This window comes from Streptomyces sp. 2A115, from assembly GCF_052245575.1.
Lineage (GTDB): Bacteria > Actinomycetota > Actinomycetes > Streptomycetales > Streptomycetaceae > Streptomyces.
This window is the reverse complement of record NZ_JBQQCG010000002.1, coordinates 126,691-145,008: the sequence shown is the minus strand read 5'-3', so window position 1 is coordinate 145,008 and position 18,318 is coordinate 126,691. Positions and strand designations below refer to the sequence as shown.

15 protein-coding genes are annotated in these 18,318 nt (G+C 69.6%); 6 read left to right on the top strand and 9 right to left on the bottom strand.

What is annotated here, in order from left to right; all coding sequences use genetic code 11:
• The first annotated feature begins 554 nt into the window (after positions 1 to 554).
• From ACTWQR_RS02235 to ACTWQR_RS02220, 4 genes are read left to right on the top strand one after another with little or no spacing between them, the layout of a single operon-like run.
• Positions 555 to 1,958, top strand: coding sequence for an ABC transporter substrate-binding protein (locus tag ACTWQR_RS02235; RefSeq protein ID WP_443225138.1), 1,404 nt, complete (start codon positions 555 to 557; stop codon positions 1,956 to 1,958).
• 48 nt (positions 1,959 to 2,006) lie between these two features.
• On the top strand, positions 2,007 to 3,032 hold the full coding sequence (locus tag ACTWQR_RS02230; RefSeq protein ID WP_443225137.1) for a carbohydrate ABC transporter permease: 1,026 nt from the start codon (positions 2,007 to 2,009) through the stop codon (positions 3,030 to 3,032).
• A gap of 26 nt (positions 3,033 to 3,058) precedes the next feature.
• Entirely contained in the window at positions 3,059 to 3,925 is an 867-nt protein-coding gene (locus tag ACTWQR_RS02225) for a carbohydrate ABC transporter permease (RefSeq protein ID WP_443225293.1), read from the top strand.
• Between the two features lie 18 nt (positions 3,926 to 3,943).
• A complete protein-coding gene (locus tag ACTWQR_RS02220; RefSeq protein ID WP_443225136.1) occupies positions 3,944 to 5,143 on the top strand; it encodes an ROK family protein in 1,200 nt (399 codons plus the stop codon).
• A gap of 274 nt (positions 5,144 to 5,417) precedes the next feature.
• Here the strand turns inward: ACTWQR_RS02220 and ACTWQR_RS02215 are convergent, their stop codons facing one another.
• From ACTWQR_RS02215 to ACTWQR_RS02205, 3 genes are all read right to left on the bottom strand, one after another.
• Entirely contained in the window at positions 5,418 to 6,362 is a 945-nt protein-coding gene (locus ACTWQR_RS02215) for a ribose-phosphate diphosphokinase (RefSeq protein ID WP_443225135.1), read from the bottom strand.
• A 185-nt stretch (positions 6,363 to 6,547) separates the two neighbouring features.
• Positions 6,548 to 7,030 carry a pyridoxamine 5'-phosphate oxidase family protein gene (locus ACTWQR_RS02210; RefSeq protein ID WP_443225134.1) on the bottom strand — a complete coding sequence of 161 codons (483 nt, stop codon included), beginning with the start codon at positions 7,028 to 7,030 and terminating at the stop codon, positions 6,548 to 6,550.
• 162 nt (positions 7,031 to 7,192) lie between these two features.
• Positions 7,193 to 7,432 carry a DUF6296 family protein gene (locus ACTWQR_RS02205; RefSeq protein ID WP_443225133.1) on the bottom strand — a complete coding sequence of 80 codons (240 nt, stop codon included), beginning with the start codon at positions 7,430 to 7,432 and terminating at the stop codon, positions 7,193 to 7,195.
• Positions 7,433 to 7,646: 214 nt separating this feature from the next.
• Here ACTWQR_RS02205 and ACTWQR_RS02200 point away from each other — a divergent pair, with 214 nt between their 5' ends.
• Positions 7,647 to 10,451 (top strand): SpoIIE family protein phosphatase, encoded by a 2,805-nt coding sequence (locus tag ACTWQR_RS02200; RefSeq protein WP_443225132.1) that lies wholly within the window; start codon positions 7,647 to 7,649, stop codon positions 10,449 to 10,451.
• Positions 10,452 to 10,523: 72 nt separating this feature from the next.
• Here the strand turns inward: ACTWQR_RS02200 and ACTWQR_RS02195 are convergent, their stop codons facing one another.
• From ACTWQR_RS02195 to ACTWQR_RS02170, 6 genes are all read right to left on the bottom strand, one after another.
• On the bottom strand, positions 10,524 to 12,233 hold the full coding sequence (locus ACTWQR_RS02195) for an MFS transporter (protein ID WP_443225292.1): 1,710 nt from the start codon (positions 12,231 to 12,233) through the stop codon (positions 10,524 to 10,526).
• 98 nt (positions 12,234 to 12,331) lie between these two features.
• Positions 12,332 to 13,609, bottom strand: coding sequence for an aminotransferase class I/II-fold pyridoxal phosphate-dependent enzyme (locus ACTWQR_RS02190; RefSeq protein ID WP_443225131.1), 1,278 nt, complete (start codon positions 13,607 to 13,609; stop codon positions 12,332 to 12,334).
• Between the two features lie 101 nt (positions 13,610 to 13,710).
• Entirely contained in the window at positions 13,711 to 14,751 is a 1,041-nt protein-coding gene (locus tag ACTWQR_RS02185) for an NAD(P)-dependent alcohol dehydrogenase (RefSeq protein ID WP_443225130.1), read from the bottom strand.
• A gap of 40 nt (positions 14,752 to 14,791) precedes the next feature.
• The gene (locus ACTWQR_RS02180) at positions 14,792 to 15,571 is read right to left on the bottom strand and encodes an SDR family NAD(P)-dependent oxidoreductase (protein WP_443225129.1); all 780 of its coding nucleotides are present in this window, start codon (positions 15,569 to 15,571) and stop codon (positions 14,792 to 14,794) included.
• A gap of 8 nt (positions 15,572 to 15,579) precedes the next feature.
• Positions 15,580 to 16,278 carry a TetR family transcriptional regulator gene (locus ACTWQR_RS02175; protein ID WP_443225128.1) on the bottom strand — a complete coding sequence of 233 codons (699 nt, stop codon included), beginning with the start codon at positions 16,276 to 16,278 and terminating at the stop codon, positions 15,580 to 15,582.
• Positions 16,279 to 16,375: 97 nt separating this feature from the next.
• Positions 16,376 to 17,143 (bottom strand): FadR/GntR family transcriptional regulator, encoded by a 768-nt coding sequence (locus tag ACTWQR_RS02170; RefSeq protein ID WP_443225127.1) that lies wholly within the window; start codon positions 17,141 to 17,143, stop codon positions 16,376 to 16,378.
• A gap of 257 nt (positions 17,144 to 17,400) precedes the next feature.
• On the opposite strand from ACTWQR_RS02170, the gene ACTWQR_RS02165 reads away from it, so the two are divergent.
• Positions 17,401 to 18,297, top strand: coding sequence for a proline iminopeptidase-family hydrolase (locus tag ACTWQR_RS02165; protein ID WP_443225126.1), 897 nt, complete (start codon positions 17,401 to 17,403; stop codon positions 18,295 to 18,297).
• The last annotated feature ends 21 nt before the right edge of the window (positions 18,298 to 18,318 follow it).

Here is an 18,318-nt window from a genome sequence, read left to right as displayed (position 1 = left end):
GCGCGACGGCCCGGCGGCGGGCCCCTTCCGGGGGGCAGGTCGCCGGTCTGCGAGCAGATGAGCTGGACCCTGTTGCGGTGGAATTCCTCGCCGAGGCGCAGGCCAGTACCGGTGCCGGTCGCTGGCGCAGGTGCCACGGATGTCGTTGGCGCGGTCGGCTCCCGAGCCCGCGGTGGCCGCGCGGCTGCCTCGGTCTACGTCGTCGGCTCGCGCGTCGGCCGATCACGCGCTCCATGGCGACGATGCCCTCGGTATCGAGGGTGCGCGTCGGACAGGAGTCCGCGCCGCGGTATGCCGTGAGCTCGGCGCCGACCGCGATCCCCGAAGAGTGGGTGCGCACGTCCAGGTGTCCGAGGGGGAGCCCGGCCCGGATGTGTCCTGCCACCTCCATGTGGCGTGCGGCTGTGCGTCGGACGGCGCGTTCCACGGAAGACTCCGGAGGAGTTGCGGACATCAGTTGCGTCGACAATATCGGCAACTTATGTCTTGTCAACCAGCAAAACTAGTGCTGTGATGCGTGGCCAACAGACGTAAGTCGGCGATGAGGACATGCGATGCGCACGAGGATGCGGCGGTCGAGGACGACCGCGGCCGTCGTCACAGCAGCCCTTGCGATCGGGCCGCTCACCAGCTGTTCCAGCAGCACCGGCCCCGGCAAACCGGACCGCGAGATCACCGTCTGGTCCCAGGAGGACCTGCCCGACCGGGTCGCGGCGACCCGGAAGATCATCGCCGCGTTCGAGAAGGAGACCGGGATCAAGGTCAACTTCGTGGGCGTCCACGAAACCCAGGTGCCGCAGCTGATCATGTCCGCCGCGGCCTCCGGGAACCTCCCGGACGTCATCGGCGCGGCGACCCTGAGCCAGACATGGCAGATGTACACCAACGATCTGCTCAACACCGAGATCCCGAGCGAAATCATCGGCGAACTCGGCCGCGACACCTTCAACACCAACGCCCTCGACCTGACCTCCGACGGCAGCACCAGCCTCGTCGTCCCGTCCGACGCATGGCTGCAGGTGCTGGTCTACCGCAAGGACCAGTTCGACGAGGCAGGCCTGAGTGCACCCGGCACCTACGCCGCCGCGCTCAAGGCGGCAAAGGAGCTCAACACGAAGGGCCATGACGGCATGTCCGCCGCCACCGACCCCGGTGACGTCTTCACCTCCCAGAGCTTCGAGAACCTCGCCCTGGCCAACGACTGCCAGCTCGTGGACAACCGCCACGACGTCGCCCTCGACTCCCCGCAGTGCGCCGCCGCCTTCAGCACGTACGACAAGCTCGCGCGCGCCTATGGCGCCCCTGGGACCCAGACCGTCGACTCCACCCGTGCCACCTACTTCTCGGGCCGCTCCTCCATGATCATCTGGTCCTCGTTCCTACTGGACGAGCTGGCGGGTCTGCGTAAGGACGCCCTGCCGAGCTGTCCGCAGTGCGAGCGGGATCCCCAGTACCTCTCCGACAACAGCGGAATCGTCACCGCGCTCAAGGGACCCGACGCCGCCGAGCCGGCCCAGTTCGGTGAGGTCACCTCGTGGCTGACCACCAGGACCGCCGAAACAGCGGCCTCCCGCGAGTTCATCGAGTACATGATGGGCACCGGTTACGAGCCCTGGTTCGGCATGGCTCCCGAAGGCAAGATCCCCGTCCGCGAGGGCACGGCCGCGCAGCCGGAGAAGTATCTCGACGCCTGGCGTCACAGCGACCTCGGCGTCGACACCCGCAAGCCCCTGGACCAGGTCTACCCCGGCGAGTTGCTGGACCAGCTCGCGGACGGCGTCACGAATATGCGCCGCTGGGGCATCGCCCAGGGCGAAGGGGCCCTCGTCGGCGCCACCAACGGCGAACTGCCCGTCCCGAAGGCCATCTCCGACATGACCAGCGGGCAGACCTCCCCCGCCGAGGCCGCCCGCGAAGCCGACGACGAAGTCACCGCTCTGAGGACATCCCTGCAATAGCCGCCTGCCGCACCGTCACTGAGATCTTCCAATCACTGAGGTCTTCCAATGACAACAGCCCCCTCGGGCGCGACGCAGCGCCCCCGCCCGCCGAGTCCGTCCGACCGCACGCCGGACACCCGCACCAGGCCCCGCCCGCCGATGACCGCGACCCGACGCGCCAACCGCGCGGGACTCGCTTTCGTCTCCCCCACCTTCATCGTCGTACTGGTGGTCGTGGTCCTGCCCATCCTGTGGACGGTGCTGCTCGCCTTCCAGGACGCCAAGCTCATCGACATCCAGGGCATGGGCCTGTTCGGCAACTGGTCACTCGACAACTTCAGCACGGTCTTCGGCTCCGCCGGCTTCTGGCCGAGCCTCACCACGACCCTCCTGTACACCGTGGGCGCCACCCTCGGATCCGTCCTGCTGGGTCTCATCGCCGCACTCGCCCTACGCCGGCCCTTCCGGGGCCGCGGGATCCTGCGGGCGGCGATGCTCCTGCCCTACGTCGCGCCGGTCGTGGCCATGGCGTTCGTCTGGGAAGTCGCCCTCAGCCCGCAGTACGGCATCGTCAACGACTGGGGCCGACGGCTGTTCGGCTGGGACGACCCCATCGCCTTCCTCTCCACCCGCGCGTACGAAGTGAGCCTGCTCGGCCTGCACTTCGACATCCCGCTCGCCCTGCTGACCGTGATCGCCTTCGAGTGCTGGCGCTACTTCCCGTTCGCCTTCCTCTTCGTCCTCGCCCGCCTCCAGGCCGTACCCGACGGTCTCGAGGAGGCCGCGAAGGTCGACGGCGCGACCCCGACTCAACGCTTCCGGTACATCCTGCTGCCCCAACTGATGCCCGTGATCGCCCTGTTGTGCGTCCTGCGCTTCATCATGACCTTCAACAAGTTCGACGACGTCTACCTGCTGACCGGAGGCGGCGCCGGCACAGACGTCGCCGCCGTACGGGTCTACGACTTCCTCACCGCCCGCTACGACGTGGGAGCCGCGGCCGCACAAGCCCTCGTACTGGCCGTCTCCCTCATGATCCTTCTGGGCTTCTACTTCAAGTTCTTCGGCAACAGGGTGCAGGAGGAATCGTGACGCGGGACGCGGCGCCGAAGGTGGCCATGACGCGGGCCCAGTTCGAGGAGCGGCTGTTCGGCGTGCTGCGCCGACTCGTCATCGCGTTCCTCGCGCTGATCACCTTGCTGCCCTTCTACTACATGCTGCTTCTGTCGGTGAAGCCCATCGACGCCCTGCTGCTCGACCCCGGCTCCCTGTGGGTGGCGGCGAAGGACTTCACCCTGTCCACCTACGAGAACGTGCTGCGGTCCACCGAGGACGGCGGACAGGGATTCCTCAAGCTCCTGCTCAACTCCGCCCTGGTCTCCCTCGGCACGGTCGCGCTGACGCTGCTGGCCGCCGTCCCCGGCGCGTACGCCATCGGCCGCCTGAAGTTCTTCGGCAGCCGCCAGGTCAGCGCGCTGTTCCTCGCCGTCTATCTCTTTCCGGCCACGCTGCTGGCCGTCCCGCTGTTCGTCCTGTTCGCCAGACTGGGGCTCTCCTCCAGCCTGGTGGGCCTCGCCATCGTCTACGTCGCCCAGACCGTGCCGGTGTCGATCTACATGCTGAGGAACTACCTCGCCACCATCCCCCACTCCGTCGAGGAAGCGGCCGCCCTTGACGGCTGCACCCGCCTGCAGACCGTCCGCAAGGTGATCCTGCCGCTCGCCGTGCCCTCACTCATGGCGACCGGCCTGTACGTCTTCATGATCGCCTGGAACGAGTTCCTCTTCGCGCTCCTCTTCCTCGCCGCCGATCCCGACAAGTGGACCGTCTCCCTCGGCCTCGCCCAGCTGGCGGGCGGCATCGAAGTCCCCAAGACCGTCCTGATGGCCGGATCCGTCGTACTGACCATCCCCGTGGTACTTCTGTTCTTCGCCGCCGAACGCCTGCTCGTCGAAGGCCTCACCAGCGGCGCCGACAAGAGCTGAACAGTGGGGTAGCACATCATGACGCCGAACCAGGCCAGCCCGGGTGCCCTGCTCCACCTGATCCGCAGCGGCCGCGCCAACACCCGTACGGACCTGCAGCGCGCCACCGGCCTGTCCCGTTCCACCGTGGGACAGCGCCTCGACCTGCTCAACCGCGCCGGCTGGCTCCGGCACGCCAGCGGCACCTCCACCGGCGGCCGGCCCTCCGACCAGATCGCCTTCGACGCCACGCACGCCGCAGTGATCGCCATCGACCTCGAGACCCGGCACGCCCGCGCCGCCGTCCTCGACCTCGCCGGCGCCATACTCGCCGAGCACATCGCCCCGCTGCACATCGGCGACGGCCCCGACCAGGTCCTCGACCAGCTCGCCGGCTGGTTTCCCGACCTGATCACCGCCGCCGGAATCAAGCCGGAACGCATCTGCGGGATCGGCCTGTCCGTCCCCGGCCCCGTCGAGTGGGAGACCGGCCGCGTGATCCAACCGCCGATCATGCCCGGCTGGGACCAGTACCCGATCCGCGAGCGCATGGAGGACGTCTACGCCCGCCACGTGGGACGCAGCCTGGAGGACGGACCCGTCCCCGTCTTCGTCGACAACGACGCCAACCTGATGGCGCTGGCCGAATTCCACGCCAGCCATCGCGACTGCTCCGCCTTCGTCCTGGTCAAGGTCGCCACCGGCATCGGCGCAGGTGTCGTCGTCGGTGGCGACGTCTACCGCGGCATCGACGGAGGGGCCGGCGACATCGGCCACATCCGCCTCCACGACAGACCCGACGCCCTGTGCATGTGCGGCTCCCAGGGCTGTCTGGCAGCCGTGGCCAGCGGCGGCGCCCTCGCCGATCAACTGTCGAAACTCGGCATCGACACCGCTTCCGGCTCCGACGTGAAACGCCTGCTCGCCGAGGGCCATCCCGATGCCATCCGACTGGCCAGGGAGGCCGGGCGGCGTGCCGGGGAAGTCCTCGTCACCGTCGTCACCCTCCTCAACCCCGGAGTACTCATGCTCGCCGGTGACCTGTCCGGCGTCCCCTTCATGACCGGCGTACGCGAGCTCCTCTACCAACGCGCCATGCCCCGCACCACGGCCAACCTGCAGATCGTCACCTCTCGCCTCGGCGACCACGCGGGCCTCATCGGAGCCGCGGCCATGGTCGTCGACTTCCTGTACTCCCCCGCCCGCGCCGACGCCCGCCTCGACCACGGCACGCACTGACCAGGGCCCTGGGGTTCACTCAGGTGTAGGCGTCCAGGACTTCGGTGATCCTGCCGAGCATGTCTTCGTTGTCGCCGAAATGCGCCAGCACACTGAGGAGTTCACGCAGGTGGAGGATGGGCAGCCGATCGCGCCAGCCGTCGCGTACTGACCGCCCCGCTTTGCCATATGCACGCCAGGACCGCGCGCGTCACCGCTGGAGCAGGTGGCCTGACCAGGACGGGCCGGGGTCGGTCAGGTCGTGGCCTTGGCCGGGCCACAGGGCCATTCCCGATCAGGGCGCGTCGAACAGGGCGCTGACCGATTCGCCGTTGTGGATGCGCCGGACCGCCTCGGCCAGGGCCGGCGCGATGGAGAGGATCCGTAGCTTGTCCGTGTGGTCGCCGGCCGGGACGGGCACGGTGTTCGTGCAGACGATCTCGAGCACGTCGGGCTGGTCCGACAGCCGCTTGAGCGCACCCGCCGCGAACAGCCCATGGGTGCAGGCGAGACGGATCGAGCGAGCTCCCAACTCACGCAGGCGGTCCAGGAGTTCCAGCACGGTGCTGCCCTTGGCGATCTCGTCGTCCAAGACGATCACGTCACGGCCGGCGATCTCTCCGATGACGGAACTGATGGTGACCCGGTCATCGGCGAACCGCTGTTTCGCGCCTGCGGCCACCTGCGCGCCCAGCAGGCGGGCGAAGGCCGCGGCCTCCTTGGCGTTGCCCAGGTCCGGGGAGACGACCGTGGTTCTGGACAGGTCATGGCCCCGGAAGTGTTCGGCCAGTTCACGCAGCGCGTGCAAGTGATCGACCGGGACGGAGAAGAATCCATGCACCTGAGGCGAATGCAGCGTCATCGCCAGCACCCGGCTGGCTCCGGAAGCCACCAGCAGGTCGGCCACCAGGCGCCCACCGATGGAGATCCGCGGCGCGTCCTTCTTGTCCGAACGGGCGTAGGCATAGTGCGGCATCACGACGGTGATGCGGCCCGCCGACGCGCCACGCGCCGCGTCGCACATCAGCAGCAGTTCCACGAGGTTTTCTTGTACGGGCGTGACCAGCGGCTGGATCAGGAAGACGTCACGCTCACGGCAGTTGGCCTGCAACTGGACTTCCAGGCAGTCGTTCGCGAAGCGGGCGACGCGTGCCGGGCTGAGCGGAACCCCCAGATGAGCGCAGACCTCGGCGGCCAACGAGGGATGAGCACTACCGCTGAACACGGCGATATCCCGCACGAACCGCTCCTCGCTGTGATCGACTCCTCCATGCCAGCCACATGCTAGTGGGCCCAGCGGCAGGAAACCGAAGCGGTGCAGCCGCTCCGCCGGCCGGCTCGGACGAGACGAGACACGAGTGCGACGCTGATCAGTGCTCCCCTGCTCTTCCCCTGCTCTTCCCCGCAGCAGGATGGGCCCTGGGCCTAGAACGAGATCTGGCGCCGGGTGTCGACCCCGGCGCCGTACGTCGGATCCCGCCCGGGGATGTGTACCTCGTGGCGGGTCGCGCGGGCATGGTAGAGGCGTAGTACGGCATCGCCGCTGAGTTCGTGCGGCTCAAACCGCGTGGCGCCCGGATCGACTCGCTCGAACGCCTCGGTGCAGCGCTGCGGCAGCTCGTCCTCGGCGACGACCGACGCGTCGGCGGAAACGTACACCGCTCGTCCCTCACCGATCGGTGCTGTCGAGTCGAAGACGACGATGGCGACATCCGGTCGGGCGGCGATGTTCATGGAGTGGCGGGCAGAGGGCGAGGACACCCAGTAGAAGTCGCGGTAGCCGACGTGGGTGAAATAAACGGGCGACAGCCGCGGCCGGTGGTCGGGCTCGGTGGTACCGAGCGTGAGATACCGGTTCGCGTCGATGACGTGCCGTGCCATCTCGCCGAGGTCGCTCGGCTGGTGCATCGTGCGACTCCCCCCGCTCGCCCGCCTGGATCGCTCATCCTCGCACGGTCCCCAACGCCTCACACCTCCGCCGGACCGCATCCAGAACCGCTGTCCGGAACGCACAGCCGACCGGTTCCCCGGCTGCAAAGCGTGGGTACCCCCAGATTTATGCCGCTCCATTCAGGGAAGTGGCTCGGCGGAGGGCGGGAGCGGCGACTGATAGCCACCGCTGGGCAGCATCCGTACCTCCCCCGCCGGGCTGATCTCGGCACGGAGGATGCCGGTGGGATCGCAGTACACCGGGTTTCCACCCGGCCCCAGGCTATCGGTCCGGGCGACGACCACCTCGTCCGTCATGGTGGCGCTGGTACCTCCTCGCCCATAGGCGAAGGTCAGCCGGTAGCGGTCGGGTGTTTGCATGACGACCTCCCACACATGGGACACGAATGCAGGCAAATAGACCCTTCCCCATAATGCGGCCATATCATCCCAACAGCAGCATTCGCTGACCGCGGCACGCGGCCACACCGCGTCGATCCCCGCACCGGTCGCCCCCGCCACGCGGCTCGGACCGCCACCGGTCACGACACAGGGCACCCTCGCCTCTTGGCGCCGGGCAGTGTAGACATGGCACATGGTCCGTCTATTGGGTCGATCCTGGGCTCAGTCGACCCGCCTCCACAACGCTCTGCACGCCCAGCGCGGGCGTGACAGCTCTCGTCGCGCGCGCGAACAGGGAGCACGGCAGACACCGCGCAGACCGCTCGATCAGCAAGGCCGGCACGAGGGCGGGCCCGAAAAGGGGCCCGCGAAACGGCTGTGGTCGGCGCTGAGCGGGCGCAGCGTCGCGGGCCAGGTGTTCGTGTTCCAAGTGGTGATCGTGCTGCTGCTGGTCGTCGCCGCGGTGGGGGCGCTGGTGCTGCAGGTACGTCACGACAGCACGCAGGAGGCACGCAACCGTTCTCTCGCCGTCGCCGAGACGTTCGCCAACGCTCCGGGCACCCGCGAGGCGCTGAGCAGCCCCGACCCCACGGCTGTGCTGCAACCGCGGGCCGAGGCCGCCCGCAAGCAGTCCGAGGTCGACTTCATCGTCGTGATGAACACCGACGGGATCCGCTACACCCACCCCAAGCCGGACCGGATCGGCAAGGAGTTCGTCGGCAACCTCGGACCCGCGCTGGCCGGCCGGCAGGTCACCGAGGAGATCACGGGAACCATCGGACCGCTGGTGCAGGCCGTGGTGCCCATCAAGGCCCCCGACGGCTCGGTCGTGGGCCTGGTGTCGGCCGGCATCACGACCGCGAACGTGGGCGGTGTCTCGGACCGGCAGCTGCCGCTCCTCCTGGCCGCGGCGGCCGCCGCGCTCACCCTGGCCACGGCCGGGACGGCGCTCGTGAGCAGGCGGCTGCTGCGCCAGACGCGCGGCCTGGGCCCGTACGAGATGACCCGGATGTACGAGCACCACGACGCGGTGCTGCACGCCGTCCGGGAGGGCGTGATCATCATCAGCGGCGACGGACGGCTGCTGCTCGTCAACGACGAGGCGCACCGGCTGCTCGATCTGCCCGAAGACGCCGAGGGGCGCCAGGTCCTCGGACTCGGCCTCGACCCGGACACCGCCGACCTGCTGGCCTCGGGGCGCGTCGCCACGGACGAGGTGCACCTGGTCGGAGACCGGCTGCTGGCGATCAACCAACGGCCCACGGATCTCCGGGGCGGCCCGCCCGGCAGCGTCGCGACGCTCCGCGACTCGACCGAGTTGCGTGCGCTGTCCGGCAGGGCGGAGGTGGCACGGGAACACCTCAAGCTGCTGTACGACGCCGGGGTGGGTATCGGTACGACTCTGGATGTGACCCGTACCGCCGAGGAACTGGCGGAGGTGGCCGTCCCGCGGCTCGCGGACTTCGTCACCGTGGATCTGGCCGACGCCGTGCTGCACGGCGAGGAGCCGGAAGCCGTCACCCAGCTGCGTCGCACGGCGTTCAGCGGGATCCGGAAGGACGCCCCGCTCTACCCGGTGGGTGAGCGGATCGGATTCGTCGCCTCCTCGCCGCAGGCGCGCAGCCTGAGCTCCGGCCAGGCCGTGATCGAGCCCGCCCTCGCGGAGGCTCCCGGGTGGCTCGCGCAGGATCCCGAGCGCACCGTGCAGGTCGTGGACTTCGGAATCCACTCGCTGATCACCGTTCCACTGCGAGCGGGGCACCTGATGATGGGCGTGGTCAATTTCTGGCGCTCCGAGAAGCCCGAGCCCTTCGACGAGGAGGAACTGGCCCTCGCCGAGGAACTGGTCGCCCGGGCCGCGGTGTCCATCGACAACGCGCGCCGGTACACGCGCGAGCACACCATGGCCGTGACGCTGCAGCGCAGTCTGCTGCCGCGCAACCTGCCCGAGCAGGGCGCCCTGGACATCGCCTACCGATACCTGCCCGCGCAGGCGGGCGTGGGCGGAGACTGGTTCGACGTACTGCCGCTGTCCGGTGCCCGTGTCGCGGTCGTCGTGGGCGACGTCGTCGGCCACGGGCTGCACGCCGCGGCCACGATGGGGCGGCTGCGTACCGCGGTCCACAACTTCTCCGCTCTGGACCTGCCGCCCGACGAGCTTCTCGGGCTCCTCGACGAGCTGGTCGGCCGCATCGACCAGGACGAGGCGGCGGAGGACAGCGGCGCCGCGATCACCGGCGCCACCTGCCTGTACGCCATCTACGACCCGGTCTCCCGGCAGTGCACCGTCGCCCGCGCCGGTCACCCGCCGCCGGCCGTGGTCCGCCCCGACGGCAGCGTCGAGTTCCCCGACGTGCCTGCCGGTCCGCCGCTCGGGCTGGGCGGCCTCCCGTTCGAGACGGCCGAGCTCAAGGTGGAGGAGGGCAGCAGGCTGGTGCTGTACACGGACGGGCTCGTCGAGGACCGGGAACGGGACATCGACGTCGGCCTGGAGCTGCTGCGCACCGCTCTGACCGGGGCCGATCGGTCACCGGAGGACACCTGTCGGACCGTTCTCGACGCCCTGCTTCCGGCCCGGCCGAGCGACGACATCGCCCTGATCGTCGCCGGTACGCGGGCGCTGGGTGCCGACAGCATCGCCGACTGGGAGGTGCCGTCCGACCCGGCCGCCGTCGGCGAGGTGCGCGCCTCGGTCACGCGGCAGCTGGCGGAGTGGGGACTGGACGAGATGGCGTTCGCCACGGAGTTGATTCTCAGCGAACTGGTCACCAACGCGATCCGTTACGGCAGCGGCCCCATCCTGGTCCGTGTGCTGCGCGACCGAAGTCTGATCTGCGAGGTCTTCGACAGCAGCAGTACCTCACCCCACCTGCGTTACGCGGCCACCACGGACGAGGGCGGACGCGGCCTGTTCCTCGTCGCGCAGCTCGCCGAACGCTGGGGCACCCGCTACACCCCGGCCGGCAAGGTCATCTGGGCCGAACAGCCGCTGCCCTGAGACGTCCTGAGGCGGCCTCAGGAACCGTGAGCCCGACCCCGACGCCTCAAGGTGCGACCGCTCAAGGTGCGTTCAGCCCTGGGAGGGAGGCTCCTCCCGCGTGTCCGGATCCCGCCCCGGCGGGTCGGGCCCCGGCGGGTCGGGATCCGCCGGGGCGGGATCCGCCGGGGCGGGATCCGCCGGGGCGGGAACCGACTTCCCGACCTCCGCCGCGCTCTCCGGTTCGTCCTCGCCGGGTACGAGGGGCAGGGCGTCTCCGCCTTTGAGGCGCTCCAGGTCGGCGGGGCGTACCTGGATGACGAGCACGGCGACCAGTGCGGCCACGATGGCGAATATGGCGGCGACGACGAACGCGCTCGATATGCCCGAGGTCAGCACCTGGTCGCTCCAGGGCTCCGGGAGCTGCCCGGTCCTGCGGAACTCCAGCCGCTGGGCCGGGGTCGCCTCCGCCAGGAACCGGGGGACCTGGTCGGTGGCCTCGTTGCGACTGGCCGTACCGAAGACGGTGACCAGCACGGACAGGCCGAGCGAACCGCCCACCTGCTGGGTGGCGTTGAGGATCCCGGAGGCCGCTCCCGCCTCATGCGGCGCGACACCCGACACCGCCATCAGCGTCAGCGACACGAAATTCAGACCCATGCCGAAGCTGAAGATCAGCAGGGGACCGAGAATGCTGCCCGCATACGTGCTGTCGACTTCGGTCAGGGTCAGCCAGCCGAGTCCGACGGCGGCCAGGATCGCGCCCACCGCCATGAAGGGTTTCGGGCCCCACCTGGGCAGCAGTTGCGAAGCGAATCCCGCGCCCATCGCGATGACCACGCTCACCGGAAGGAACGCGAGACCGGTCCTCAGCGGACTGAAGTCCAGGATGTTCTGCACGAAGAGCGTCAGGAAGAAGAACATCCCGAAGATCGCCGCGGCCAGGCTCAGCATGATCGCGTAGGCGCCCGCGCGGTTGCGGTCGCGGAACATCCAGAGCGGAGTGATGGGCTGTTTCGACCGGCGCTCGATGGTGATGAACACGACGAGCAGCACGACAGCCGCTCCGAAGGCCGCGAGAGTCACCCCGTCGCTCCAGCCGTCCTCCGCGGCACGGATGAATCCGTAGACGAGCGACACCATGCCCACAGTGGCTGTGAGCGCTCCGAAGACGTCGAAGTGGCCCGGCCGGCGCTCGGACTCCCGGATGTAGCGGGGCGTCGCGAGCGCGATGAGCAGGCCGATGGGCACGTTGACGTAGAAGACCCAGCGCCAGTCGAGCCACTCCACGAGGAGCCCGCCCGCGAGCAGCCCGATCGCGCCGCCGCCGGCCGAGACGGCGGCGAACACGCCGAACGCCCTGTTCCGCTCGGGCCCTTCGCGGAACGTCGTGGTGATCAGCGACAGGGCGGTCGGGGAGGCGATGGCGCCGCCGACGCCCTGCAGCGCGCGTGCCGCGAGCAACTGCCAGGCTTCCTGCGAGAGTCCGCCGAGCAGGGAGGCCAACACGAAGAGCAGGATGCCGAAGATGAAGACTCTGCGACGGCCGAGGATGTCCCCCAGCCGCCCGCCGAGCAGGAGCAGGCCACCGAAGGTCAGCGTGTAGGCGTTGACCACCCAGGACAGGTTCTCGGTCGAGAAGTCGAGCGAGGTCTGGATGTGCGGCAGGGCGATGTTCACGATGGTGATGTCGAGGACCACCATCAGCTGGCACGACGCGATGACGAGGAGTGCGATACCGCTGCCTCGGCCCCGCTCCGGGGATTCGGCAGTGCTCGAAGGTGTCCCTTGAGCGCGCGTCATGGGATTGCCCGGTGTGTCAGGTCGGCTGTGAACCTGGACGTCCAGTATATCGACCGTCATGTCGACCGTAGTCCTGAGTGTCCGGCCCCACCAATCGATCACCCGGCCAGGGCACTCCGCTGTTCGTAACCGACGAGCCGTACGCACACGGTGAGCCCCTCGATGGCCTGTTCGAGCTCCTTGAGGCTCGGATAGCTCGGCGCGATACGGATCGTGGCGTCGCGCGGGTCGTCCCCGTACGGGTGGGTGGCGCCGGCCGGGGTCAGCACGATGCCCGCCTCGGCGGCCCGGCGTACGACCTCCTTGGCGCAGCCGTCCGGCACTTCGAGGTTGACGAAGTAACCGCCCTTGGGGTCGGTCCAGCGAGCGAGGCCGGTGTCGCCGAGTTCTGCTTCAAGGATCCGGGCCACCGCCTCGAACTTCGGCCTGAGCAGGGCGCGCTGGCGCTCCATGTGGGCCCGCACCCCGTCCGCGTTCCGCAGGAACAGCACGTGCCGCAGCTGGTTGACCTTGTCCGGACCGATCGACCGCTTGGCGTTGTTACCCAGGAGCCACTTCATGTTCGCGGGCGAAGAGCCGAAGAAGGCGACGCCCGCGCCCGCCGCGGTGATCTTCGAAGTGGAGCCGAACACGAAGGTGCGGTCCGGGTTCCCGGCGTCCGCGGAGGCCGCGAGCAGATCGGCGATCTCGACGGGCTCGTCGGTGAGGTGGTGGGCGGCGTACGCGTTGTCCCAGAAGATCCGGAAGTCGGGAGCGGCGGTCCGCATCGAGGCGAGCCGCGCCACGGTCTCGTCGCTGTAGCAGACGCCGTCCGGGTTGCTGTACTTCGGGACGCACCAGATGCCCTTGACGGCCGCGTCCTCGGCGACGTGCCGTTCGACGACGTCCATGTCGGGCCCTTCGGCCGTCATCGGCACCGGAATCATCTCGATCCCGAACCGCTCGCAGAGGGCGAAGTGCCGGTCGTAGCCCGGCACCGGGCACAGAAACGCGATCCGCTCCTGGTCCACCCAGCGTGACTCGGCCCCCGGCAGCACGCTGAGCAGGGCGTGCACCAGGCAGTCGTGCATCAGCTCGAGGCTGGAGTTGCCACCCGCGAGGAGCTGCCCGGACGGCACCTGGAGCAGCTCGGCGAAGATCTCCCGGAGTTCCAACAGTCCTTGCAGGCCACCGTAGTTGCGTACGTCCGTGCCGTCGGCGGAGGTGTACCGCCCGCCCGGCAGGCTCAGCAGGTCCTCGGAGAGGTCGAGCTGCTCGGGCGCCGGCTTGCCCCGCGTGAGATCGAGCGTGAGCCCGCGCTCCACAAGGGTCTGGTACTCCTGCCGGGCCCGCTCACAGGGCTCGCTCAGGGCGTCGGCGCTCAGCTCGGTGGTCATGGTGTTTCCTCTCACGGCCGGTGGCGCGGCTCGGGCCGGCGCCGGGGCTTGGGACTGCCCGCAGAGGATATAGACCGACGTGCCCGCCCGGCCCGGCGAGGTCAGCCGTTGGGGAGGATCACGGCACGGCCGTTGATCTTGCCGGCGTGGAGCCGTTCGTAGGCGAGGGGAGCCTCGTCCAGCGTGAACGTCTCGGTGTGGACGGAGACGGCGCCGGACCGCGCCAGCGCCAGGACCTCGATGAGCTCGCCGCGACTGCCCCAGTACGGAGCGTTGACCGACACCTCGAAGGGCAGGTGACCGAAGCCGACGGGCAGTGCCCCGCCGCCGATGCCGACGATGGACACCTCGCCCTCCACGGCCGCGACGGCCCCGGCGGTCTTGACCGTGGGCTCCGCGCCGACGAAGTCGAACACCGCCTCCGCGCCGATGCCGCCGGTGAGCTCGCGGACCCTTGCCGCGGCCCGCGCGTCGGACAGGACGGTCTCGTGGGCGCCGACCTCGCGCGCGAGCAGCAGCTTCTCCTCGCTCACGTCGAGGGCGATCACCCGGGCCGAAGTCATCGCCCGCAGCAACTGGATGGCGACGTGCCCCAGCCCTCCCGCGCCGATGACCACGGCGGTCGACCCGGGCAGCAGCTTGGGCAGCGAGCGCTTGATCGCGTGGTACGGCGTCAGTCCGGCGTCGGTGAGCGGAACCGTGGCGACCGGGTCGAGTCCGTCGATCGGGACGAGGTGCCGGGGATCGTCCACGAGCTGGTACTCGGCCATCGAACCCGGTGCCCCGAGGCCGGGCGGATGGATGCCCAGTTCGGCGGCGCGCAGGCAGTAGTTCTCCTTGCCCTCGGCGCACTTGGCACAGGTGCCGCAGCCCCAGGGCCCGTACACCGCGACCGCGTCGCCCTCCTTCAGGCCTCTCACGCCCGCGCCGAGCGCGGCCACCGTGCCGACGCCCTCATGGCCGAGGGTGAGCGGCAGAGGGTACGGAAACCCCTCGGCGGGCCAGCTCATCACCGCGATGTCGGAATGGCACACACCTGCGGCGGTGACCTTCAACAGGACCTGACCGGGACCGGGTTCGGGATCAGGGACCGTCACCACCTCGGGAGCGGCGCCAACGGTGTGGTATTGCAGTGCCTTCATGTCGGGGCTCCTTGGTCTGTCGATGCGATGTGTCGGGGGATCAGAGGGCGGTGTAGGCGCCGTCCACCAAGTGGTAGCTGCCGTACACGAAGGAGGCGCGCTCGGAGAGAAGGAAGACGATCATCTCGGCGACCTCCTCGGCCCGGCCCAGGCGCCCCGCCGGGTGCAGCCCGGCCAGGGCTGCGTGCGCGGCCGGGTCCATCTCCCCGAGCAGGGGCGTCTCGATGAAGCCGGGACCCACCGCGTTGATACGGATGCCCTTGGGGGCGTACTCGGCGGCGGCTGCCTTGGTCAGGCCCACCACGCCGTGCTTCGCGGCGACGTAGGCGGACGAGCCCGCCGCGGCGACCGACCCCATGATGGAGGAGACGTTCACGATCGCGCCGCCCGCGCCCGCCGCCTCGATGGCCGGGAGCTCGTAGCGCATCGAGTGGAAGACACCGTCGAGGTTCGTGCGCATGACGCGGTTGTAGACGTCGATGTCGTACTCACCTGTGGGGGCGATCTCTCCGCTCACACCCGCGTTGTTCACGGCCAGGTGGAGGGCGCCGAACATGTCGACGCTGGACCGCACAGCCGCTTCGACGGACTCCGGGCGCGTCACGTCCACCTGGACCGCGGCCGCCTCGATGCCCGTCCCCTTCAGCGCGGCAACGGCCTTCTCCGCTCCCTCGGGGTTGTGGTCGGCGATGACGACGTTCGCGCCGCCGGCGCCGAGGCGACGGGCGGTGGCCAGACCGATGCCGGACGCGGCCCCGGTGACGAGTGCGGTCCTGCCGGAGAACTCGGTGGAGTAGTCGGTGTGGGGGGTGGCGGCCATGGTGCTCTTCACTCTCTGGTGGCGGTGTGTGAGGCCGCCGAGGCGGCCTCTCCGGTCAGGGCGTCGTAGGCCCGCTCCACCAGGTGGGCGAGGTCCGCGGTTCCCGAGTCGTCGTGTGTGTCGCGCGCCCAGATCCGCAGCGCGGCGGTGAGGGCTCCGGCCGCGGCGCCGACGACGACAGCCGGACGCAGGTCCTGGTCGTCCTCGATGCCGAGCCGGTCGGCGATGATGCGGGTCGACTCCTCCTGGGCGTCGACCCGTATGCGTTCGTACGCGGCGAACAAGGCGGGCTCGGCATCCACCAGGGCGAGCAGCCGGCGCATCCGTGGGCGCACGTGCCAGGCCGGGTTCTCCCGGTCGGCCAGCCAGTCGCGCACGGCCCTGCGGTAGGCGAGCAGCGGCGGTTCATCGGCCGGGCGGGCGCGGAGCAGGGCGTTGATGCGGGCTCCGTCGCCGCGGGTGAATTCCAGGGCCGCGTCCTCCTTGCCGACGAAGTACCGGCTGAAGGTGCGGCGCGTGACGTCCGCCCGCTCCGCGATCGACTCCACCGTGACGGCCGCCAGGCCGCGCTCCAGGATCAGGTCGAGCGCGGCGGCCGCGAGCGCGCCGCGCGTCTGCCTCGCCTTGCGCTGTCTGCGGTCCTCCGCTGCGGCGCTGGGCGGGGCGGGCGCGGGTTGTGTGGTCTTGGTGTCTTCGACCGCCTTCATGTCCTCGACACTACACCCAGGAATGTCCCAGTGAGACATGTGACCCGCCGGGACATCTGTCCCTCCGGGACAGCGCGGACGAGGTCGGCACCGGCCGTCAGGACGGTTCTGTGGCGCGTACCCGGGCCAGCACGTCGCGGATCATGTCGGCGCTGATCGTGAAGTGATCCCGGGCGATCTCCTCCGCCTGTTCGGGCTCACCCGCCGCGATGGCCTCGTACAGGGCCTTGTGGCCACCGCTGGCCCGGTGGAAGTGGGTCCGCTCGCCCTCGCCCCACGGTTCGACCGGGAAGCCGAGGCTGATGCGGGTCAGCAGGTCCCTGCTGAGCATGCTGATCTGCGGATTGTGGGTGGCCTCGCAGATGCTCCGGTGGAACGCGCTGTCGGCGGCCTGTTCCTCACGGGGTGTCCGGGCGGACAGGTGGGCGGTCAGGGCCTCGCGCATGGGATCGAGGTCCTCGGATCGCCGGCGGCGGGCGGCCGTGGCGGCCACCATGCCCTCCACGAGCCCTCGCAGGTCGAAGAGTTGCTCCAACTGCTCCCATCGGGGCAGCAGCGTGCGGCGGACCGCGGCCGCGGAGGACTCGCTCCAGCTGTCACGGACGAAGGCGCCCCCGTTGCGGCCGCGGCGGATCTCGATGACTCCCACGGCCTGGAGACGTCCGATGGCCTCGCGCACGGTGGGGCGGCTCACCCGCAGCAGCTGGGTGAGCTCGCGTTCGACCGGCAGCCGCTCCCCCGGCAGGAAATCCCCGACGGCGATCGCGGTGAGCAGCCGGTCGGAGACCTCGTCGACCGCCGAGGCCACCCGTACCGGGCGCAGTTCCGATGAGGGAGCGCCACCGAGGAGGACACGGTCGAGCACCCGGGAGAGCTCGTCCTCCGGGCCGATCGTCGGCTCGGTCGGCTGTCCTGGCTCAGGTGGCTGGGCTGCGAGCGTCAGCTCTCCTCCTCGGGTCGGTCACGGATACCGGACACGTAAACACGCAGTTACGTATGCCGATGCTCTCGTAAAAGGTCTTGTGCACTGACCTTTTACCCAATCAGTATGTCAGCCATCCGTCACACCCACCCCGTTTCAGACAGGGGCTGGCCGATTCCGGCCAGTCTGGAAGGCTCGAAGTGGCGATCCCCGAACCGAACCACACCGGGACCATCGACTTCAACGGATGGTCCACCTGGTACCGGATGACGGGCGAGCCGGGCAGGACACCTCTGGTGGTCCTGCACGGCGGACCCGGCGCCGGTCACGACTACACACTGCGCATCGCGAACATCGCCCAGCAGGGTCGCCCCGTGGTGCACTACGACCAGCTCGGCATCGGGCTGTCCACCCATCTGCCCGGCAACGGTGCCGACTTCTGGACCGTCCAGCTGTTCCTCGACGAACTCGACAATCTCCTCAAGGCGTTGGGGATCGCCGACGCCTACCACATCCTCGGCCAGTCCTGGGGCGGCATGCTCGCCGCCGAGCACGCCGTACGCCGCCCGGCTGGACTGCGCGGCCTGGTCATCGCCAACTCGCCCGCGTCCATGGAGCTTTGGCTGTCGGGCGCGGCCGAGCTGCGGTCCGCTCTCCCGCCCGAGGTCCAGCGGACCCTGCTCGCCCACGAGGCGGCCGGGACCACCGACCACCCGGAGTACCTGGCGGCCGAGCAGGTCTACAACGAGCGTCATGTCTGCCGAGTGGTCCCGACCCCGTCCGAGGTCCAGGCCACCTGGGACAACATCGCGGCCGACCCGACCGTCTACCACACGATGAACGGGCCGAACGAGTTCCATGTCGTCGGAACCCTCAAGGACTGGTCGGTCATCGACCGGCTGCACCTGATCGACGTGCCGACCCTGCTGGTGTCCGGCCGCCACGACGAGGCGACTCCCGCCACTCTCAAACCCTTCGCCGATCGCATCCCCGACGTGCGCTGGCACATGTTCGAGCACTCCAGCCACATGCCGCACGTCGAGGAGGAGGACCTCTACCTCCAGGTCGTCGGCGCGTTCCTCGACTCCACCGACTGATCCACCCGAGCCACCTGAGCA